The sequence below is a fragment of the Pseudalgibacter alginicilyticus genome, from assembly GCF_001310225.1.
Taxonomy (GTDB): domain Bacteria; phylum Bacteroidota; class Bacteroidia; order Flavobacteriales; family Flavobacteriaceae; genus Pseudalgibacter; species Pseudalgibacter alginicilyticus.
In genome coordinates this window covers 2,367,064-2,385,551 of sequence record NZ_CP012898.1, presented here as the reverse complement: position 1 = coordinate 2,385,551, position 18,488 = coordinate 2,367,064, and the positions used below count along the sequence as shown (strand labels likewise).

11 protein-coding genes are annotated in these 18,488 nt (G+C 33.5%); all 11 read left to right on the top strand.

Annotated features, from left to right (window positions below):
- Complete coding sequence (locus APS56_RS09910; RefSeq protein WP_211259720.1) at positions 1 to 1,434, top strand: hypothetical protein; 1,434 nt, start codon at positions 1 to 3, stop codon at positions 1,432 to 1,434.
- Positions 1,424 to 2,404, top strand: a complete 981-nt coding sequence (locus tag APS56_RS09905; RefSeq protein WP_211259719.1) for a glycoside hydrolase family protein — start codon at positions 1,424 to 1,426, stop codon at positions 2,402 to 2,404. The genes APS56_RS09910 and APS56_RS09905 overlap by 11 nt, the downstream gene beginning before the upstream one ends.
- Positions 2,405 to 2,450: 46 nt before the next feature.
- On the top strand, positions 2,451 to 4,049 hold the full coding sequence (locus APS56_RS09900) for a sulfatase (protein ID WP_054727654.1): 1,599 nt from the start codon (positions 2,451 to 2,453) through the stop codon (positions 4,047 to 4,049).
- 38 nt (positions 4,050 to 4,087) lie between these two features.
- Positions 4,088 to 5,515, top strand: coding sequence for a sulfatase (locus APS56_RS09895; protein ID WP_082379323.1), 1,428 nt, complete (start codon positions 4,088 to 4,090; stop codon positions 5,513 to 5,515).
- Positions 5,516 to 5,638: 123 nt separating this feature from the next.
- Positions 5,639 to 7,894, top strand: coding sequence for a hypothetical protein (locus APS56_RS09890; protein WP_157757649.1), 2,256 nt, complete (start codon positions 5,639 to 5,641; stop codon positions 7,892 to 7,894).
- A gap of 70 nt (positions 7,895 to 7,964) precedes the next feature.
- Complete coding sequence (locus tag APS56_RS09885) at positions 7,965 to 9,593, top strand: family 43 glycosylhydrolase (RefSeq protein ID WP_082379445.1); 1,629 nt, start codon at positions 7,965 to 7,967, stop codon at positions 9,591 to 9,593.
- A 12-nt stretch (positions 9,594 to 9,605) separates the two neighbouring features.
- On the top strand, positions 9,606 to 11,843 hold the full coding sequence (locus APS56_RS09880; RefSeq protein ID WP_157757648.1) for a hypothetical protein: 2,238 nt from the start codon (positions 9,606 to 9,608) through the stop codon (positions 11,841 to 11,843).
- Positions 11,844 to 11,912: 69 nt separating this feature from the next.
- Positions 11,913 to 12,689, top strand: coding sequence for a sialate O-acetylesterase (locus APS56_RS09875; RefSeq protein WP_054727644.1), 777 nt, complete (start codon positions 11,913 to 11,915; stop codon positions 12,687 to 12,689).
- A gap of 6 nt (positions 12,690 to 12,695) precedes the next feature.
- Positions 12,696 to 14,330, top strand: a complete 1,635-nt coding sequence (locus APS56_RS09870; protein WP_054727641.1) for a right-handed parallel beta-helix repeat-containing protein — start codon at positions 12,696 to 12,698, stop codon at positions 14,328 to 14,330.
- Positions 14,331 to 14,355: 25 nt separating this feature from the next.
- A complete protein-coding gene (locus APS56_RS09865; protein ID WP_054727639.1) occupies positions 14,356 to 17,046 on the top strand; it encodes a glycoside hydrolase family 2 in 2,691 nt (896 codons plus the stop codon).
- A gap of 11 nt (positions 17,047 to 17,057) precedes the next feature.
- Positions 17,058 to 18,470, top strand: coding sequence for an alkaline phosphatase D family protein (locus tag APS56_RS09860; protein WP_054727638.1), 1,413 nt, complete (start codon positions 17,058 to 17,060; stop codon positions 18,468 to 18,470).
- Positions 18,471 to 18,488 lie beyond the last annotated feature (18 nt).

Below are 18,488 nucleotides of genomic sequence, written 5' to 3'. Positions count from 1 at the left end.
ATGAAAAGAATACTATTTGTAATAGTTATTTTATTTATATGGAATGATATTAAAGTATTTGCTCAAAATAATGCAGGCCAAGCGTTTACTTTAGTTGATGCTAAAACAAAAATATATCATAAAGATGGTACTAGAAGTTATAAAGATTACAAACCATTTAAAACTCGTACCATTGAGTTACTTAAAGGTTTTGAAGTTTCAACAAACTTACCTAAAGTAAGTAAATATGGTGGGTCGTTAGAACATAAAACAAGTCATGCAACAGGTTTTTTTCATGTGAAAAAAATGGGTGATCGTTGGTGGGGTATAGATCCATTGGGTTATAAATATTTTAATATAGCGATAAACAGTATAAATACGGGAAAATCAATAAGAACAAAAAAAGCTTTTACAGAAAAGTTTGGATCTAAAAAGAAGTGGATAAATGAAACCATAGAATTATTACAAAATAATGGTTTTAATAGCGCAGGTTCTTGGAGTGATGTGGAAGCAATAGTTGAAGCCAATAAAACTTTAGAAAAGCCATTGCAATATACGGTTAACTGGAATTTTATGAGTAGTTATGGACGTAAACGTGGAGGTACACACCAACAGTCTGGTCATATTGGATATACAAATGATGCTATATTTGTTTTTGATCCTGATTTTAAGACTTTTTGTGATGAACATGCAAAAAAACTATTAAAGTATAAAGATGACCCAAACTTATTTGGACATTTTTCAGATAATGAAATGCCATTTAAATTTAAGGCAATCGATAATTATTTGGCGTTACCAAAAGATGATTATGGCTATTTGGCTGCAAAAAAATGGCTAAAGGATAACAATATAAATCAAGAGGAGATTATAGATAAACATAGAGAAACATTTATGGCCTATGTTGCAGATACTTATTTTTCAATTGTTTCAGCAGCCATTAAAAAATACGATCCAAATCACATGTTTATAGGGTCACGTTTTTATAGTACGGAACGAAATTATCCTCAATTTATGAAAACCGTTGGTAAATACTTGGATGTTATTTCAATCAATTATTACAATCATTGGACCCCAGATAATGAAGATGTTGTTAATTGGGAAAAATGGTCAAATACACCATTTATAATATCTGAATATTACGTTAAAGGCGAAGATTCAGGAATGGGTAATACTAGCGGTGCAGGTTGGATAGTACGAACACAAAAAGACCGTGGTTTGTTTTATCAAAACTATAACCTTGCTTTATTAGAATCTAAAAATTGTGTTGGATGGCATTATTTTAAATATCAAGATAATGATCCAACCGCTAAAGGTGTAGATCCTTCAAATGTAGATGCTAATAAGGGTATTGTTAGTAATGAATATGAAATTTGGACACCAATGATGGAAAAAATGAAAGCGTTAAATATTAATGTTTATAGCCTAATAGAATACTTTGATAAAAATGAAAAATAAATTTATGTTTACAAATAAATCGTATTGGTTTTGTTGTTTTATTATTTTAATAGGAGCAACAGCTTGTGTATCTACTTCTAATATAAAAGATTGGAATGAAAGTGTTTTTGTTCGTTCAGAAAAAAATCCAATGATTTATCCAGAAATGGAAGGCTTAGAAGGTAAGATAGGTGAAAATATAAATGGGCCTTCTGTTATAAAAGTTCCTCATTGGATTGAAAACCCTTTAGGGAAATACTATATGTATTTTGCGCACCATCATGGTAAGTTTATAAGGTTAGCGTATGCTGATAGTCCTACTGGACCATGGACGATTTATAAACCGGGTGTGCTTCAGTTAAGTAAAACCGCTGCAGCAGGTCATATAGCATCTCCAGATGTTATAGTTGATGAAAAAACAAAAACAATTAAAATGTATTTTCATGGAAAATTACCTGACAGCAAATTACAAAAATCATTTTTAAGTACTTCTAAAAATGGTTTAGATTTTTTAGCTTCTGATACGATTTTAGGGCCTTCATACTTTCGTGTTTTTAATTATAATAATGAGACGTATGCGTTATCATTTGGAACTTTTTTTAAGCGTGAAAGTGATGATAAAGTTTACAAAAAAGGCAGCAATATTTTACCCAACGCTAGGCATACAGCTGTAACCGTTGTGGGAGATCACTTGGTGGTTTATTATTCGCAAAAAGGCGATGCACCAGAACGGATTTTAAAAACAGTTGTTAATCTTTCAGAAGGCGATTGGAAAAGTTGGAAAGCAGGACCCGTATCAGAGGTTTTAAAATCGGAAATGGCGTATGAAGGGGCTGAACTTCCTATTAAAAAATCAGTAAAAGGTTTTGCTAAAAATCGTGTGCATGAGTTAAGAGATCCAGCTATTTTTATAGATAATAATGATGTTTATTTATATTATTCTGTTGCAGGTGAAGCTGGTATTGCCGTGGCTAAAATGAACAATCCCTAAGTAATTGAAATTTTCAAAAAAGAACTTCGTATTAAAATATTGTAGTATGAAATATATTTTCGTTTTTATAAGTTTATTCTTTATAGCCAGTTGCTCTTCAACTAAAAAAAAGGAAACTATAGCAGAAGCAAAACCCAACGTACTTTTTATTTCAGTAGATGATTTAAATGATTGGGAGGGAGCATTGCTAGGTCATCCACAGGCTATAACACCTAATATGGATAAGCTTTTTGCAGAAGGTGTTTTGTTTACAAATGCTCATGCGTCGCAGCCTGTTTGTACTGCATCAAGAAATTCTTTACTAAGCGGTATTCATCCAACATCGTCGGGTTGGTATAGTTCTACGGCTAATATGAAAAAGAATTATGAAACGGTTATGGCAGACCATAAAATGCTTCCAGAACACTTTAAAAACAACGGCTATAATACGTATGCCACCGGTAAAGTATTTCATAGCGGGGAATCAGATTTTAAAGATAAAACAGATGATTTCTGGACAGAATATTCTCCGCAATTTTGGAGAGGGATGGAGCCCCATATTAAAGAAAATGGATTTGGTTATCGTGGTACCATGTTTTATCCGTTTCCTAAAGGTGGCGGACAGCTTGTTCAACTGTATGGCGAAGAAACCATTAATAAAAATTATAAAGATACCAACAGATTCTATTCCTTATGTGGTGGTCCCTTAGAAGATGAAGATATTCCTGAAAATGGCATGTATGATGAGCAAATTGCTAATTGGGCTATCAACAAGCTGAACGAAAAGCAAGATAAACCATTTTTTATGGCAGTTGGATTTATTAGACCCCATGTGCCTTATACAGCTCCAAAAAAGTATTTTGACTTATATCCAATTGAAGATATACAAGTGCCTGAAATTCCTGAAAATGAATTTGAAGATATTCCAATTATGGGAAAAGCCATTGCCTATGGCTATACTCCTAAAGGAGGTTGGGCAGATGTGACTCAAAAAAAAGAAATATTGCCTGAGTTAGTACAGTCGTATTTAGCTTGTGTCACTTTTGTTGATGAGCAAATAGGAAAAGTTATAGACGCATTAGAAAAAAGTCCGAATGGCAAAAATACTATTATTGTTCTATGGTCAGATCATGGACAACATTTAGGTGAAAAAAGACATTTCAGAAAACAAGCGTTATGGGAAGAAGCAACCAAAGTACCTTTGTTTTTTAAAGTACCAAATAATAAAGAGAATGGAAAAAGAAGTAGTCAAGTAGTGAGTCTTTTAGATATTTATCCAACAATATCAGAGCTTTGTAAGCTCCCTAAGTTACCAAAATTAGAAGGAGAAAGCTTGGTGCCGTTAATTAACTCTCCAGAAACAAAGTTAGATAGGTCTGTATTGACAACTTGGTTTTATAAAAATCATGCGGTAAGAAGTAATGATTGGCGTTATATACAATATCGTGATGGTGGACAGGAATTGTACAATCATAAAACAGACCCTGGTGAGCACATAAATTTGGCAAACAACCCAGAATATGCCGCTGTTATTGAAGCACATAAAAAATGGTTGCCAAAACATGATGCCATACCAGCAGGTTCAACAAAATGGAAAGGCGATAATTTGGATAAGTTAGTTAAAAAGTGGCAGGACAATGACTCTATTCCTAATTGGTTACAGTAATTGAATAAAAATAATTTCATAAAAAAGAATTATATACTATGAAAAAAATCTTTCTCTTTTGTATAAGTTTAACACTTATGGTTAGCTGTTCTTCATCTAAAAAAGTAAATACACAAAAAAAGCCAAATGTACTTTTTATTGCGGTAGATGATCTAAATGATTGGGCGGGTTATATGGGTAATAATCAAGCAATTACCCCGAATATGGATGCGCTGGCTTCACAAGGAACATTTTTTAATTCAGCTCATTGTCAATACGCAGTTTGCGGTCCTTCACGGGCAAGTGTAATGTCAGGAATGTATTACCATAGTTTGGGTTTTGGATCTGAGGGAAGTATACAGAAAAAAGATAAGGAAGTTGTTGAAGCTGTTAAAAAGAAAGGTTCCTCTCTGATTTATGAATATTTTGCAGATTATGGCTACAAGACAATGGCAGCTGGAAAGCTTCTTCATCACCACGTTCCCGAGGAAACAGTTGACGTATCTCATGGTCGTGGTTCATGGGATTTCAATTTAGATGAAAATGGAAAAAAGAAGAGATTAAATTGGTTTGGTTCAGTAGGGCTTTTAGATTGGGGACCTATAAATAAACCAGAAACGGAAATGAGTGATTATAAAGCGGCTGAATGGGCTGTAGATCAACTTTCACAAGACCACGATAAACCGTTTTTTTTGATGACCGGTTTTTTGCGTCCGCATACGCCGTTGTATATTCAGCAGAAGTATTTAGACATGTATCCTCTTGATGAAATTGAACTTCCACCTTATAAAGAAGACGATTATAACGATATTCCTAAAGCGGCCGAAGAGGTTTGGAATACTTATCCTGATGTGCCTTGGGCCATCAAGAACAAACAATGGCGTAAGATGCTTCAGGCCTACATGGCGTGCATTACCTTTACAGATGTTCAAATTGGAAAAATACTAAAGGCTCTGGAAAATAGTCCTTACAGAGACAATACCATTGTTGTTTTATGGTCAGATCATGGATTTCATATGGGTGAAAAAAGTAGGTTTCAAAAACATACTGCATGGGACCGTTCAACTAAAGTTCCACTTATTATCAAGGATCCAAGGTCTAAATCAACGAAGGGTACCATCAAACAGGTTGAGGCTAATGTTCAGTTAATAGACCTTTATCCTACATTATTAGAAATTTGTGGTCTTCCAGAAAACAAAAAAGTGGAAGGACATAGTCTTGTTCCTCTGATGAAAAACCCAAGTGTTAAATGGGAATACCCTGCATATACTTTTAGGAGAGATAAGTACGCTACTGTGAAATATGGCTCGTATCGATTCACAGAATACTTTGATGGTTCAAGGGAGTTGTACAATCATGCAAACGACCCAAATGAATGGAATAATTTGATACATTCAGCTGATGATAAATATAAAGATATTGTTGAGCATATGCATGGATTGCTTCAAAAACCTGAAGTGATAGTGGGGTATGAGGAGTCTAAGTAGAATGAGGCGAAGCAGTTGCTAAATTAGATATTACAATGGAAGATAAATAAATTTTATTTCTAAGGTAAGATAAGATAGTTAAGAAAATATAATAAGAGACATAAATTAAATAGTGATAATAATATGAAAATAACTCACGTCCATTCTAAATTAGTTTTAATTGTGTTTACTTGTCTTTCATTGATACCATTTCAAGGTTTTTCAGGAAACATAATTGATACAACTGATTACTCATATTGGAGGCAATTAGCCAAAACGTCAGAGATGTTTAGAGCTATGAAGGCCAATGCTATTACTGTAGCAAATCAAGGTGATGGAGAAACTAGAGATGTTTTAGGAGCAAATGCACTTGCCTATATTTTAGATTCTGCAAATAAGAGCAAATATATTCATGCTATTAAAAGTAAGTTTGAAACTAGGATTCGAACCATGAAAATTGGTAATGGTGCTGCTAGTTCTTCTGTACCTTCACATGAGCTATTTTATGCAGTCTTGGCATTAGATGTTATACGTTATGATTTAAATTCAGTTGTACTAAAAGAATATGAGAGTTGGTTAGAAGCTAAAACGATGGCCTTAGTGATAGGTAAATGGGACCCTCACGGTTGGGCTATGCGTATGCTATATTACAAATACATGGGAGATGAGGTTAAATTTCAAGAGGCAAAAAAAGAGTTTGATATAGGAATAGCAGAGCATTACATGCCTAATGATGGTGTGTCACCAGCAGGTAATGGTTATTGTGTTCAACGTTGGAATTCTATTGAACGTGCTGTAAAAAATACCACTCCAGATATCATGGAGTATATGGGGTATCATGAATACTATACAAATCCAGGTATAGTTGGACTAAAAGAGTTTATGTATGGCTATGCAGTTGCTCCTTTTGGAAGAATTTTACTTTATGGTGATTCACGTGATACGGAAGCACAGAAACCATGGGATATTGAAGACGGAGCTATCATTTTATCGCCACATATTGTTTCAGCTGCTCGCTATTCTCCAGAAGCTTATAAATACGCCATGTGGGTTTTACGAGAAGGGGCAGGTGTTTCTGAGGGAGTCTTAAAAGGGCATTTGTCAAATTACTTAATTATGGCAGGAACTGCTAAAAATAATAATCCATTAGAATTTAATACTGGTGATGCTGTAATGGCTCCAAGCCGATTATTTGAAAATTATGCCGCTTTAATCACTAATGAGGAGTCCACTGAAGCACTTTATATGAGTATGTTAAATTTAAAAGGGAATACTGAATATCATACCAATTATGAAACCAATGCTTTAGCCATGGCTGGATACGGAGAGATTTTGTTGCGTAATGCAGGGTATGATGGTCCAAATAATGATGTTACTATAGATGGGGTAACAGCCACTTTTAATTTTATACATTCAAATTCAGAATCTGCAAATACTTTAATGATAGGAGGAAAAAGACACGCATCTAAAGTGGGAGATGGTATTATTGAAGGATTTGTAGGTCAAGACATGGAATATTTTAGGGGTTCCAGTTCGGATGCCATTGCAGGAACTCACTTCAGAGATGTTGTTTTTGTTCAGCCTTCAAATGGTGTTAATGGTTATTATATTGTCATGGATCATGTAACCACAGATACAACAAAAGATAATGTTAATGTAGTATGGCATCCTAATGCAGCTACTTTAAATACACTGAAGGACGATACAAAATACTTTTCTGAAATAAAAATAGAAAAAGGGAAAAAAGGGCCTCGTTTGTATACAGAAAATGAAGCTACTTTAACTACTTTTTTAGGAACTCCACCAGCTTCAGTTAAAATAAAGAAAACTGTAAATCAGGCTAGATCAGGATATGGCTATGCGGCTGACTATTTGTATGCTAATTATAATACAGTCAATAAACAAGCCAATATTCTTACCGTGCTTTTTCCGGGAGATAATACCCATAAACCAGGAGATTTAAAGAGAATTGCAGTTGGAGAATATACAGGTAGTGAAATTTTCCAAGAAAATATTGTAGATGTTGCACTTATTTCTGGAGGAACAACCCTAGGAACTAATAAAACAGAATCTTTTCAAGGAGAGAATATCGTTTATAGAAAACTTGCAGGAAAGTTGGTTTCATATTTTGTAAAAGGTAGCTTATTTAAATCTGGTGTGGGTAATCAAATAGGTTTTAAATCAGATGATTCCGTGGCTTTATATATGAATACTGTAAGTTCTAATGGAATTAGTGGTAAAATAGTGTCTTCGGGAACTCATGTAACTTTTTATGGATCAGGTATTTCATTTGTAAAATTAGATGATAAAGAAATAACTGTAGACCATGTGGAGCCAAATAGTGTTCGTGTTAAAATTCCGGAAGGAACCTTTAAGTTTGAGATACTAAAAAGGCTTTAAAATATAGAAGTTAGAAAGGATATATCTTTTGATGAACTATAGAAATTTGAAAATTATTAAACCTACAAAAATGAAAAAAACAACATCATTACTTTTAGTATTCTTGTTATTAATGGTAGTGTTTATTGTTAATGCTCAGAATCGGCGTTCAAATCCTATAGTGAGTCATATGTTTACAGCGGATGCTACGGCTCGAGTTTGGGAAGATGAACGCTTATATGTATATCCATCAACCGATATAGCAGGAACAAGAAGTTATAGTACCATGGATGGCTATCACATATTCTCAACAGAGGATTTGATTACGTGGAAAGATCATGGAGAAATTCTTCATTCTAGGGATGTCTCTTGGGGGTGGCGAAAAGGAGGATATATGTGGGCTCCCGATTGTGTTTATAAAGATGGTATTTATTATTACTTTTTTCCGCATAAGAATGCCAAAAAGATTTGGGAGATAGGTGTGGCTACTAGTAGAAAACCAGCTTCTGATTTTGAAGTTCAAGGTTATATTAAAGGAGGAGAAACATTTTGTGATCCTAATGTTTTTATTGATGATGACGGTGAGATTTACCTTTATGCTGTAGTAGATGCTAAATGTTATGCTGCTAAGTTAAAGGATAATATGATGGAGATTGAAGGGGAAATGGTTCATCAAATCGGTACAGACGAACACCGAGAAGGCCCATTTGTTTTTAAACGCAAAGGAAAATACTACATGATCTATCCGGATCATCATCGACCTTATAACGAGATGCAATATTCAATGAGCGATAACCCATTAGGACCATGGGAACCTAAAGGCTTAATTATGGAGCAGAACGATTTAATTACGATGCATGGTTCTATGGTTGAATTTAAGGGGCAATGGTATCTGTTTTATCACAATGGTAGTCTTTCCGGAGGCATTTCTGTGAATCGCTCTATTTGTTTTGACCCCGTTTATTTTAATGAAGATGGTACCATTCAAATGATAAAGAAATCACTTGGAGTGGAATTACCAACCTTTTATAAAGCCATTAACTTTAATGAAATGTTTGGTACTTTATCTGTTGGTAACTATCAACAAAAGGATTTGAAGAAAAATGGAATTCTTCCAAATGGTATATCTTCTATTCAAATTCCTGATGGTTATGTTGTTGAGTGTTTTGAGAAAGATAATTTTAAAGGGGAGTCATGGCTGTTTGAGGAAGACCGAATTGATTTGAATGCCGTGGGCTGTAATAATATAATTTCGTCGTTGAAAATTACTAAATCGAATACGAAAAATTTAGTAAAAAATTCTTCGTTTGAATTAGCTACACAAAACCAAATAAAATATTGGAGGGGTAAATCATCCGAAAAATTATCATGGTATCGTGATACTACAGCAAAAGGGTTTTATTCATTGCAATATAAAGGTGAAGGCAGCCCTGTAGAGAAAGTTCAACAAGTTCAACTTTCTCCAAAAACAAACTACGAATTAAGTGTTATGTTAAAAATTGAAAATGGTAGTACAGGTCAGGTCATTTTTGATACTAATGGTACTTTTGATGAGGTTTTAAAGTTTGAACTTGATGCGAACAATCGTGCCGGAGAATGGATTGAGTTCAATGGTGTTTTTAATAGTGGTGATTCTTCAACCATAGATTTTAGCTGTACTACCTCAGTTGATTTTAATGGTGCTTGTTATTGGGATAATATTGTTTTAAGGGAGAAATAATTAAATAATAAAATGAAAATATATAATAGCCGTTCTAAATCTGTTTTATTAGCATTTTTTTGCTTAATGTTTTTACCGCTACAAGGGTTTTCTGGAAATATCATAGATACTACCGATTACTCATATTGGAGAAAATTAGCCAGCACTTCAAAAATGTATAGAGCTATGAAGACAAGTGCCATTAATTTAGCAAACAAGCGTGGTGGTGAAACAAGGGAGGTGATGGGAGCCAATGCATTAGCCTATGTCCTTGATCCTGCTAATAAAAATCAATATATTAATGCTATTAAAAAGAAATTTGAGACCAGAATTCGAACTATGAAAATTGGTGATGGTGCTGGTACCTCATCTGTCCCATCTCATGAACTTTTACATGCGCTTTTAGCACTGGATGTTATTAAGTATGAACTTAGTGAAGCAGAACTTAAAAGTTATGAGTACGATATTAAGGATAAAATATTTCAGTTAGTGACTAAACGATGGAAACCTCATGGTATTGCTATGAGAATGATGTGGTATAAATATGCAAACGATATAACAAAATTTGAAGCGGCAAAAAAACAGTATGATAAAGATTTAGCGATACATTTTTATCCAGATGGCTATTCTCCTGCAGGAAATGGTTATGTAATAGGAAGATTTAATCATATTGGTAGAGGTGCTAAAAATTCTGTTTTTGATCTTATGGAATACATGGGGTATAACGAGTATTTTAGTAATCCAGGATTTCGTAATTTACATGAATTTATGTACGGCTATGCATCAGCTCCATTTGGATCGAATATGTTTTATGGTGATACTAGAGGTGGTGGTATAGACTGGACTATTAATGGTGCAGAAATATCTACACCCACCATAGCAAGAGCGGCCCGTTTTTCTGACGATGCATACAAATGGGCTATGTGGAAGTTAAAAGAGCAAGCAGGACTCTCACAAGATACCGCAATACTTCCAGGCTATTTATTATCTTATGTAATGATGGCAGGTTCTGCATCCAATAATAATCCTATTGAAATTGATTTGGGAGATGCCGAATTGGCTCCCAGCAAAATTTTTGATAATTATGCTGCATTAATTGGAAATAATCAATCAAAAGATGCCTTGTATTTAAGTGTTTTGTCTATGACCGATAAAGTAGATTGGCATGCTCAGAATGAATCAAATTCTATTGGTTTGTCAGGTTTTGGTGAAAGAATCTTAAGAAATTCAGGATATGATGGTCCAAATAATAGTGTTTCGGCCGAAGGTCTCACTAGTTCTTGGGATTTTATAAAGTATAACTCTGAATCGGGAAATGTATTAATGATTGACGGAGAGAGACACACTAGTAAATATGGTAATGGAATAGAAGAAGGCATTGTTGGTACCAATATTGAATATTTCAGAGCATCTAGCAACATTGCAATAAAAGGAGAACATTTTCGTGATGTTATTTTTTTACAGGCAGCAGATGGTGCAAATGGATATTATATTGTAGCGGACCATGTAACTACGGATGTTTCTGGAGCTACAGTTAATATTGTTTGGCATCCCAATACGGCAATAGTAGAAACCGTTGAAGACCAAAAGCACTATCATTCAGTACTTCAAGTAAAGAAGGGCGCTTTGGGCCCAGTGCTGTATAGTAACAATACGGTAAAATTATCCACTTTCCTTGGAACGCCTCCAATTTCAGTTGAAAAGAAAGAAATGGTTAATCAAATGAGAGGACATCATTATCGGGCAGAGTATTTATATAACAACTACTCTACAAGTGGTAATAAAGCAGATGTTCTAACAGTGCTGTTTCCTGGAGATCAGAATCATGAAATTGGAGATTTGACCAGAATTGCGGTTGGAAATTATACAGGTAGTGAAATTACCCAAGAAAACATTGTAGATGTTGCACTTATTTCTGGAGGAAAAACCCTTGAAACAAATAAAACGGAATCTTTTCAAGGAGAGAATGTCGTTTATAGAAAACTTACAGGAAAATTGATTTCATATTTTGTAAAGGGTGTGTCATTTATATCAGGACGGGATGTTCAAACTGGATTTAAATCCGATGATCCCATTGCATTGTTTATGAATACTAAAAATGGTAAAGGAAATTCTGGTAAGATTATTTCTTCTGGAACTTATGTCACTTTTTATGCTCCTAATATTTCCTCAGTAAAATTAGATGGAGAAAAAATACCTGTTGAGAAATCAAAGGAACATGGTATTCGCGTCAATATACCGGAAGGGAATTATACTATTGAACTATTATAATTTTTGAAGTAAGAATAATTGAGAAAAACAGAAAATTAATAAGCACAAACCATTAGAGAAAAATCAAAGATGAGAAATTATAAAATACTGTTATTGTTATGCGTTGGATTGTTATACCAATGTAAATCAGTAAAAGACCTAACTAAAAATGATGCTAATCCCATGGAGCTTTATTTATGTATTGGTCAGTCAAATATGGCAGGAAGAGCGACTATTGAAGAGCAAGATAAAGATAGCCTTCAAAATGTGTTTTTATTTACAGGAAATGCTGCTAAACCATGGGAAAAAGCTGCTAATCCTTTAAATAAATATTCTACAGTAAGGAAGAGTATCAATATGCAAAGATTAGGTCCTAGTTATGGTTTTGCAAAAGAAATGACTAATGCCATGCCAAATAAAAAGATGGGGTTGATTGTAAATGCTAAAGGTGGTACTTCTATAGAAGAATGGGAACGTGGAGATACACTTTATAACGAAGCTATAAGTCAAGCAAAAAAAGCTATGGAATATGGTATTTTAAAAGGAGTTATCTGGCATCAAGGTGAGGGTAATGTAGGAAGATATGATAAATATATGCCAAAAATAAAGGAATTGATTGAAGCATTACGATCTGATTTGAATGTTCCTAATTTACCATTTGTTGCTGGGCAATTATCTTCAGATAAACCACAACGAAACAATTTTAATATCATGATTTTAGAATTACCTGATGCTGTTGAAAATACTGGTGTTGTTAGGTCTGAAAATACCTCTACTATTGATGATACTCATTTTGATAGTGAAAGTCAGAGGCTTTTAGGAAAACGATATGCTGTAGAAATGTTAAAATTAATTTCAAAAAAATAAAAAAGTATGGCACTTAAAACAATAAAAATATTTTCTGTTTTATTAATATTGAATTTTCAATACAACTATGCTCAAACTACCTATTATGTAGATGATATTATTGGAAAAGACTCAAATACTGGTACAGATAAGGCAGCGCCATTTAAATCTATTGATAAACTAAATCAATTGAATTTAAAACCCAATGATTCCATTCTTTTTAGAAGAGGAGGTCAATGGATAGGAAATTTTGTTCCAAAAGGTAGTGGGGCTAAAAACAAACGGATAGTTATTGGTGCTTATGGTTCTGGACCAGCACCAGTTTTAGATGCTCAAGGTGTTATAGCAAACAATGAAAACGTTTCATATACCATTCGTTTGTTCAACCAAGAATATATTGAAATTCGAGATTTAAAAATCACAAATTATGCAATTTCAGAGGAGCCAAGGGTGTACCCGTTAAAAGAGAATGTTACCTATGTATATGCTGCTAAAATGGGTATTTATATTGAAGGAAGGGATTGCGGAACGCTTCATGATATTCAATTAATTAATTTGGAGATCTGTGAAGTCAATGGTGATATGAGTACTAAGGATAATGGTGGTGTTTTTGTTGAAATAACAAGAAATAAAGATGTTTCAAAACAGGTGAAATCTAATTTTGATGGACTGTATGTTGAAGGTTGCTATATTCATAATGTGGATAGAACAGGTTGGTCTAATAGGTCTGTTTGGGACAGAAGATCACTAACAAGCAACTGGGGAGATAAATTAGCAAATGGAAGAACCCATAATTGGTACCCTAATGAAAATGTTGTTTTTAGAAATAATAAATTTGAAAAGGCAGGAGCTAATGCTTTGATAGTCCGAGTAGCTAATGCGCCTTTGGTAGAACATTGTGTTTTTACACATAATGGTATTAAAGGTAGTGGTAACGCTTCTTTTCCTTTTAATTGTGACGATGCTTTGTTTCAATATAATGAAGCTTCCTATACTTATTATAATAACGAAGCAGATAGTTGGGATCATAAACCAGATGTGGATGCAGGAGGTTTTGATAGTGATTGGAATTGTAAAAACACCATCATTCAATATAACTACAGTCATCACAATGGCCATGGTGGCATTCTTATTTGTAACGACGGAGCTAGTAAAACAGGTTTTAATGATGGCACTATTATTAGGTACAATATTTTTGAAAGCAACAACCATCATATTGTAAGAAATTCTGGGCCTACAACTAATACTCATATCTATAACAACGTATTTTTTGCAGGAGAAGAACATAAAAATGTGCAATTAATTTATCATAAAAGTTGGAATGGGTTTCCAAAATCAACAACATATACAAACAATATTTTCTATTCTTTAGGAGAGGGAAATTGGTTTGATTTAGGTAAAAGCACTAATAATGTTTTTAAGTCAAATACTTTTTATGGTGATATAAAAGAAGAACCAGAAGATTCTGAAAAAAGTAAAAAAAACCCGCTATTTAAAAGTGCTTTACCATCTAAAGCCAATTGGAAATCATATTTACGATTTTTATTAAAAGATGAATCTCCAGAAATAGATCAAGGAATTAAGATTGAAGGGCACCCTATGAAAGATTTTTTAGGAAACCCAATAATAGGCAACCCAGATAGAGGTGCTTTTGAAAATTAAAGATTAAACTTTTACAATAATAAAAATGAACAAGTATATTTTATTAATTACACTGGTAATTTCTTTTAGTGTCTCTTCCCAATCGAGGCAAGTTTTCACAATTAATAATAATTGGGAGTTTTATAAAGGTAATTTAGAAGTTTCTAAAACTGAAACATTTTTAGAACATAATGATGTCAAATGGCAATCTGTAAATATTCCACATACATGGAATAATATAGATACTACTGATGATACTCCAGGTTATTACAGAGGTATAGCTTGGTATAAAAAAAGTATTTTTATTGAGTCCGCGCATACTCCAAACGCTAAAACTCTTATCTATTTTGAAGGCGTTAATCAAGTTGCAGATTTGTATGTAAATGGTCAGTGGGTTGGGCAGCACAAAGGTGGTTATACAAGATTTCATTTTGATGTTACCTCATTTTTAAAATACAATCAACAAAATACATTTGCTGTAAAAGTTGATAATAGCTATAACGAAGCTATTCCACCGTTATCTGCAGATTTTACTTTTTTTGGGGGCATATACCGCGATGTGTTTATTATGGAACTAAATGAAGTCCATTTTTCAATGGACGATCATAGTTCATCAGGAATTTATATTTCCACTCCAGAGGTTTCAAAAGAGTTAGCTACAGTTGAAGTTAAGTATTTATTAAACAATGAAGGGAGTAAAAATAAAACGGTTCAGGTTGTTAGTCAAATTGTTGACAAACAAGGTGTTGTTGTTCTTTCTTTAAATAAAAAAGTTAGGCTTAGTAAAAACGAAAAAAACAAGGAGAATACAGAAGTTTTTTCAATTAAAAATCCTCAATTGTGGTCGCCTGACAATCCATATTTGTATAGTGTAATAACCCAAATTAAAGATCTAAAAACCGGAAAAATATTAGACGAATCTTCAGAGCCATTAGGTTTACGCTGGTTTAAGTTTGATTCAGAAAAAGGATTTTTTCTGAATGGAGAGCATTTAAAATTAATTGGAACTAACAGACATCAAGATTACTTAAAAAAGGGAAATGCTTTATCAGATGAGATGCACGTTAGAGATATTCGTTTGTTAAAAGAAATGGGAGGAAATTTTTTACGGATTTCGCACTATCCCCAAGATCCAACAGTACTTGAAATGTGTGATAGATTAGGAATTTTAACTTCTGTAGAAATTCCCATAGTAAATGCTATTACCGAATCGGAAGCGTTTACTAATAACTGTTTAGCTATGGCAGAAGAAATGGTGAAACAAAACTATAACCACCCGTCGCTTGTTATTTGGGCGTATATGAATGAGGTACTTTTAAGATTACCATTTGACCAGAAAACAGAAAAAGAGCGTTATGAAATTTATGCTAAAAATGTTACAAAATTAGCTTCTAAAATTGAAAGTAAAATAAGAAGTTTAGATTTTTATAGGTCTACTATGATTGTTAATCATGGAGCTATAAGCAGGTATAAAGATGCAGGTTTAACAAGCGTACCAATGATTCTTGGTTGGAATTTGTATCAAGGTTGGTATGGAGGAAAATTGTCTAGTTTTGATAGTAATCTTGATGATCTTCACAACCTTTTTCCAAATCAGTCACTTATCATTACAGAATATGGAGCAGATGTGCATCCACGTTTACACTCTATGAAACCAGAACGTTTTGATTATACGGTAGAATATGGTAACAAATACCATGAACATTACATAAAAGCCATACAAAGTAGGTCTTTTATTGTTGGAGCTAACATATGGAATTTGAATGATTTTTATTCTGAATCTAGAGGTTATGCACTACCGCGAACTAACTTAAAAGGTATTACTACTTTAGACAGAGAAAAGAAAGACACATGGTGGCTGTATAAAACAGCTCTTTCCAAAACACCTGTTATTAAATTTGGCCAAAACCAATGGAAGATACGAGGTGGTGTTGCTGAAGCAGGTAAAGATTTTTGTACATTACCCGTAACGGTATATTCTAATGGTGATTCGGTTGAATTATGGCATAATAATAACGTAGTTTACAATGCTAAAGTAGTTGATAATATAGCTAGGTTTTCAATACCATTTGTTAATGGGAAAAACAGTTTTATAGCTAAAATGAAGGTTGACTCCAAAGAATATATTGATGTATTAGATGTTGATTTCAGATTGGCACCAAATAATTTTTCTGAATTTAAAGATGAATTTTATGGGTTAAATGTCCTTCTTGGTACCAATCGAATTTATGAAGATAAGGTTAAGAGTCAAGTTTGGATTCCTGAGCAACCATATACCAAAGGAAGCTGGGGTTATGTAGGAGGCGAACGTTTTAGACCAAAAACTAGATTTGGAAGTTTACCTAGCTCAGATTTAGATATTATAGATTCTGAAGATGATCCTATTTATCAAACTCAGCGCGTGGATATTCAAAAATTTAAATTAGATGTACCAGATGGGCGTTATGTTATTTCTTTAGGGTGGGCTGAATTAGAATCAGATAAAGAACACGAAAAATTAATTTATAATTTAGGGGATGATAGGATTTTAGAAGCGGTAACCGATCGTGTTTTTAATGTACTGATTAATGGTAATTATATAGAGAAAAACTTAAATTTAGCAGAACAGTTTGGAGTAGAAAAAGCTGTTTCCAAAAAATATGAAGTTTTAGTTTTAAATGGAGAGGGCATTACTTTAGATTTTGAAGCCATAAAAGGAAAACCTATTTTGAATACATTTCAAATAAGAAGATTATAATAGTTGCATAAATGATAAATAAACAAAATTTATTTTGTTGGTTGATTGTGTTATGTGTTCCATTAATACCGCATATTGCATCGTCTCAAGTATATTTTACAAATGGATTAAAAATTCAAGAAGTAACAGATACAAGTGCTGTTATTTGGACTCGCTTGTGTAAACATCCCAAACCTGTAGCTATTTGGCATAAGCAAAAGGATGCGCCTTTTAGAACACCTATTGATTTTGATAATTATATGCCCGTAAATCAAATGGACGGAGCAGTTGAAGGAACGTTTGGAGAGGTTAGAATAACATTAACTACTCAAGATAGAGTCACAACTACGGACTGGAAATATGTGTCCGTGTATAAAGATTTTACTTTGATGGAAGTTATAAATGGATTAAAACCTAATACTGTTTATCATGTTTTATTGGAAGGTAGAAAAAAGAAAGATAGTGTCATAACAGAAATAAAAGGACATTTTAAAACAGCACCTTCATCAAAAACGATAATTCCAGTAGGATTTACATCTTCTACTTGTCAGTATTTTTGGGATTATGACGACCCAATTAGAGGGTTTAAGGCTTATGATGCTATGCTAAAACTTAATCCAGATTTTCACTGCCAAACAGGTGATTATGTGTATTATGATAAGCCGGGGCCTTTGTCTTTTAATATTGAATTGGCAAGACACAAATGGCATGCTATAAACGCATGGCCATCTTTGGTAGATTTTTATTCTAGTATACCTTCTTTTTTGCAAAAGGATGACCATGATATTTTAAAAGATGACGCGTCGCCAGATTCTGAACCATTTGGCGAATTAACTTTTGAAGATGCTTTAAGTATTTGGCATGAACAAGTACCTTTAAATGGAAAGCCGTTTAGAACTATTAGGTGGGGAAAAGACTTAGAAGTTTGGTTAGTGGAAGCTAGAGAGTTTAGAAGTGATAATAACATAGATGACGGAGAGAATAAATCTATTTTTGGTAAAGAACAAAAAGCATGGTTACAGGCTTCTATTGAATCTTCTGATGCCACTTTTAAAATTTTAATGTCTCCTACACCAGTTGTTGGACCAGATAGAGTTAAAGGCAAAAATGACAATCACTCTAATGATTCTTATAAAACAGAAGGGAGCTGGCTTCGGAGGTTTCTGTCTACCCAAAAAAATATGTTTGTGGTAAATGGTGATAGGCATTGGCAATATGTTTCAAAAGACTTAGAAACTGGTTTGTTGGAGTTTAGTCAAGGCGCTACAAGTGATGAACACGCTCAAGGTTGGAATCCAGATGACTATAGGCCAGAGCATGAGTTTTTAAGAGTTAAAGGTGGGTTTTTATATGTGTCTGTATATAGAGAAGATAACATTCCAACTATCAATTTTAGGCATTATGATGTTGATGGTAATGTTGTGCATGAAAAAATAATAAGATGATACGATTATAAAATGATA

Excerpts from the sequence above, each read along its gene's own strand:
- APS56_RS09910 (WP_211259720.1), top strand. The coding sequence starts at position 1 with ATGAAAAGAATACTATTTGTAATAGTTATTTTATTTATATGGAATGAT.
- APS56_RS09905 (WP_211259719.1), top strand. The coding sequence starts at position 1,424 with ATGAAAAATAAATTTATGTTTACAAATAAATCGTATTGGTTTTGTTGT.
- APS56_RS09900 (WP_054727654.1), top strand. The coding sequence starts at position 2,451 with ATGAAATATATTTTCGTTTTTATAAGTTTATTCTTTATAGCCAGTTGC.
- APS56_RS09895 (WP_082379323.1), top strand. The coding sequence starts at position 4,088 with ATGAAAAAAATCTTTCTCTTTTGTATAAGTTTAACACTTATGGTTAGC.
- APS56_RS09890 (WP_157757649.1), top strand. The coding sequence starts at position 5,639 with ATGAAAATAACTCACGTCCATTCTAAATTAGTTTTAATTGTGTTTACT.
- APS56_RS09885 (WP_082379445.1), top strand. The coding sequence starts at position 7,965 with ATGAAAAAAACAACATCATTACTTTTAGTATTCTTGTTATTAATGGTA.
- APS56_RS09880 (WP_157757648.1), top strand. The coding sequence starts at position 9,606 with ATGAAAATATATAATAGCCGTTCTAAATCTGTTTTATTAGCATTTTTT.
- APS56_RS09875 (WP_054727644.1), top strand. The coding sequence starts at position 11,913 with ATGAGAAATTATAAAATACTGTTATTGTTATGCGTTGGATTGTTATAC.
- APS56_RS09870 (WP_054727641.1), top strand. The coding sequence starts at position 12,696 with ATGGCACTTAAAACAATAAAAATATTTTCTGTTTTATTAATATTGAAT.
- APS56_RS09865 (WP_054727639.1), top strand. The coding sequence starts at position 14,356 with ATGAACAAGTATATTTTATTAATTACACTGGTAATTTCTTTTAGTGTC.
- APS56_RS09860 (WP_054727638.1), top strand. The coding sequence starts at position 17,058 with ATGATAAATAAACAAAATTTATTTTGTTGGTTGATTGTGTTATGTGTT.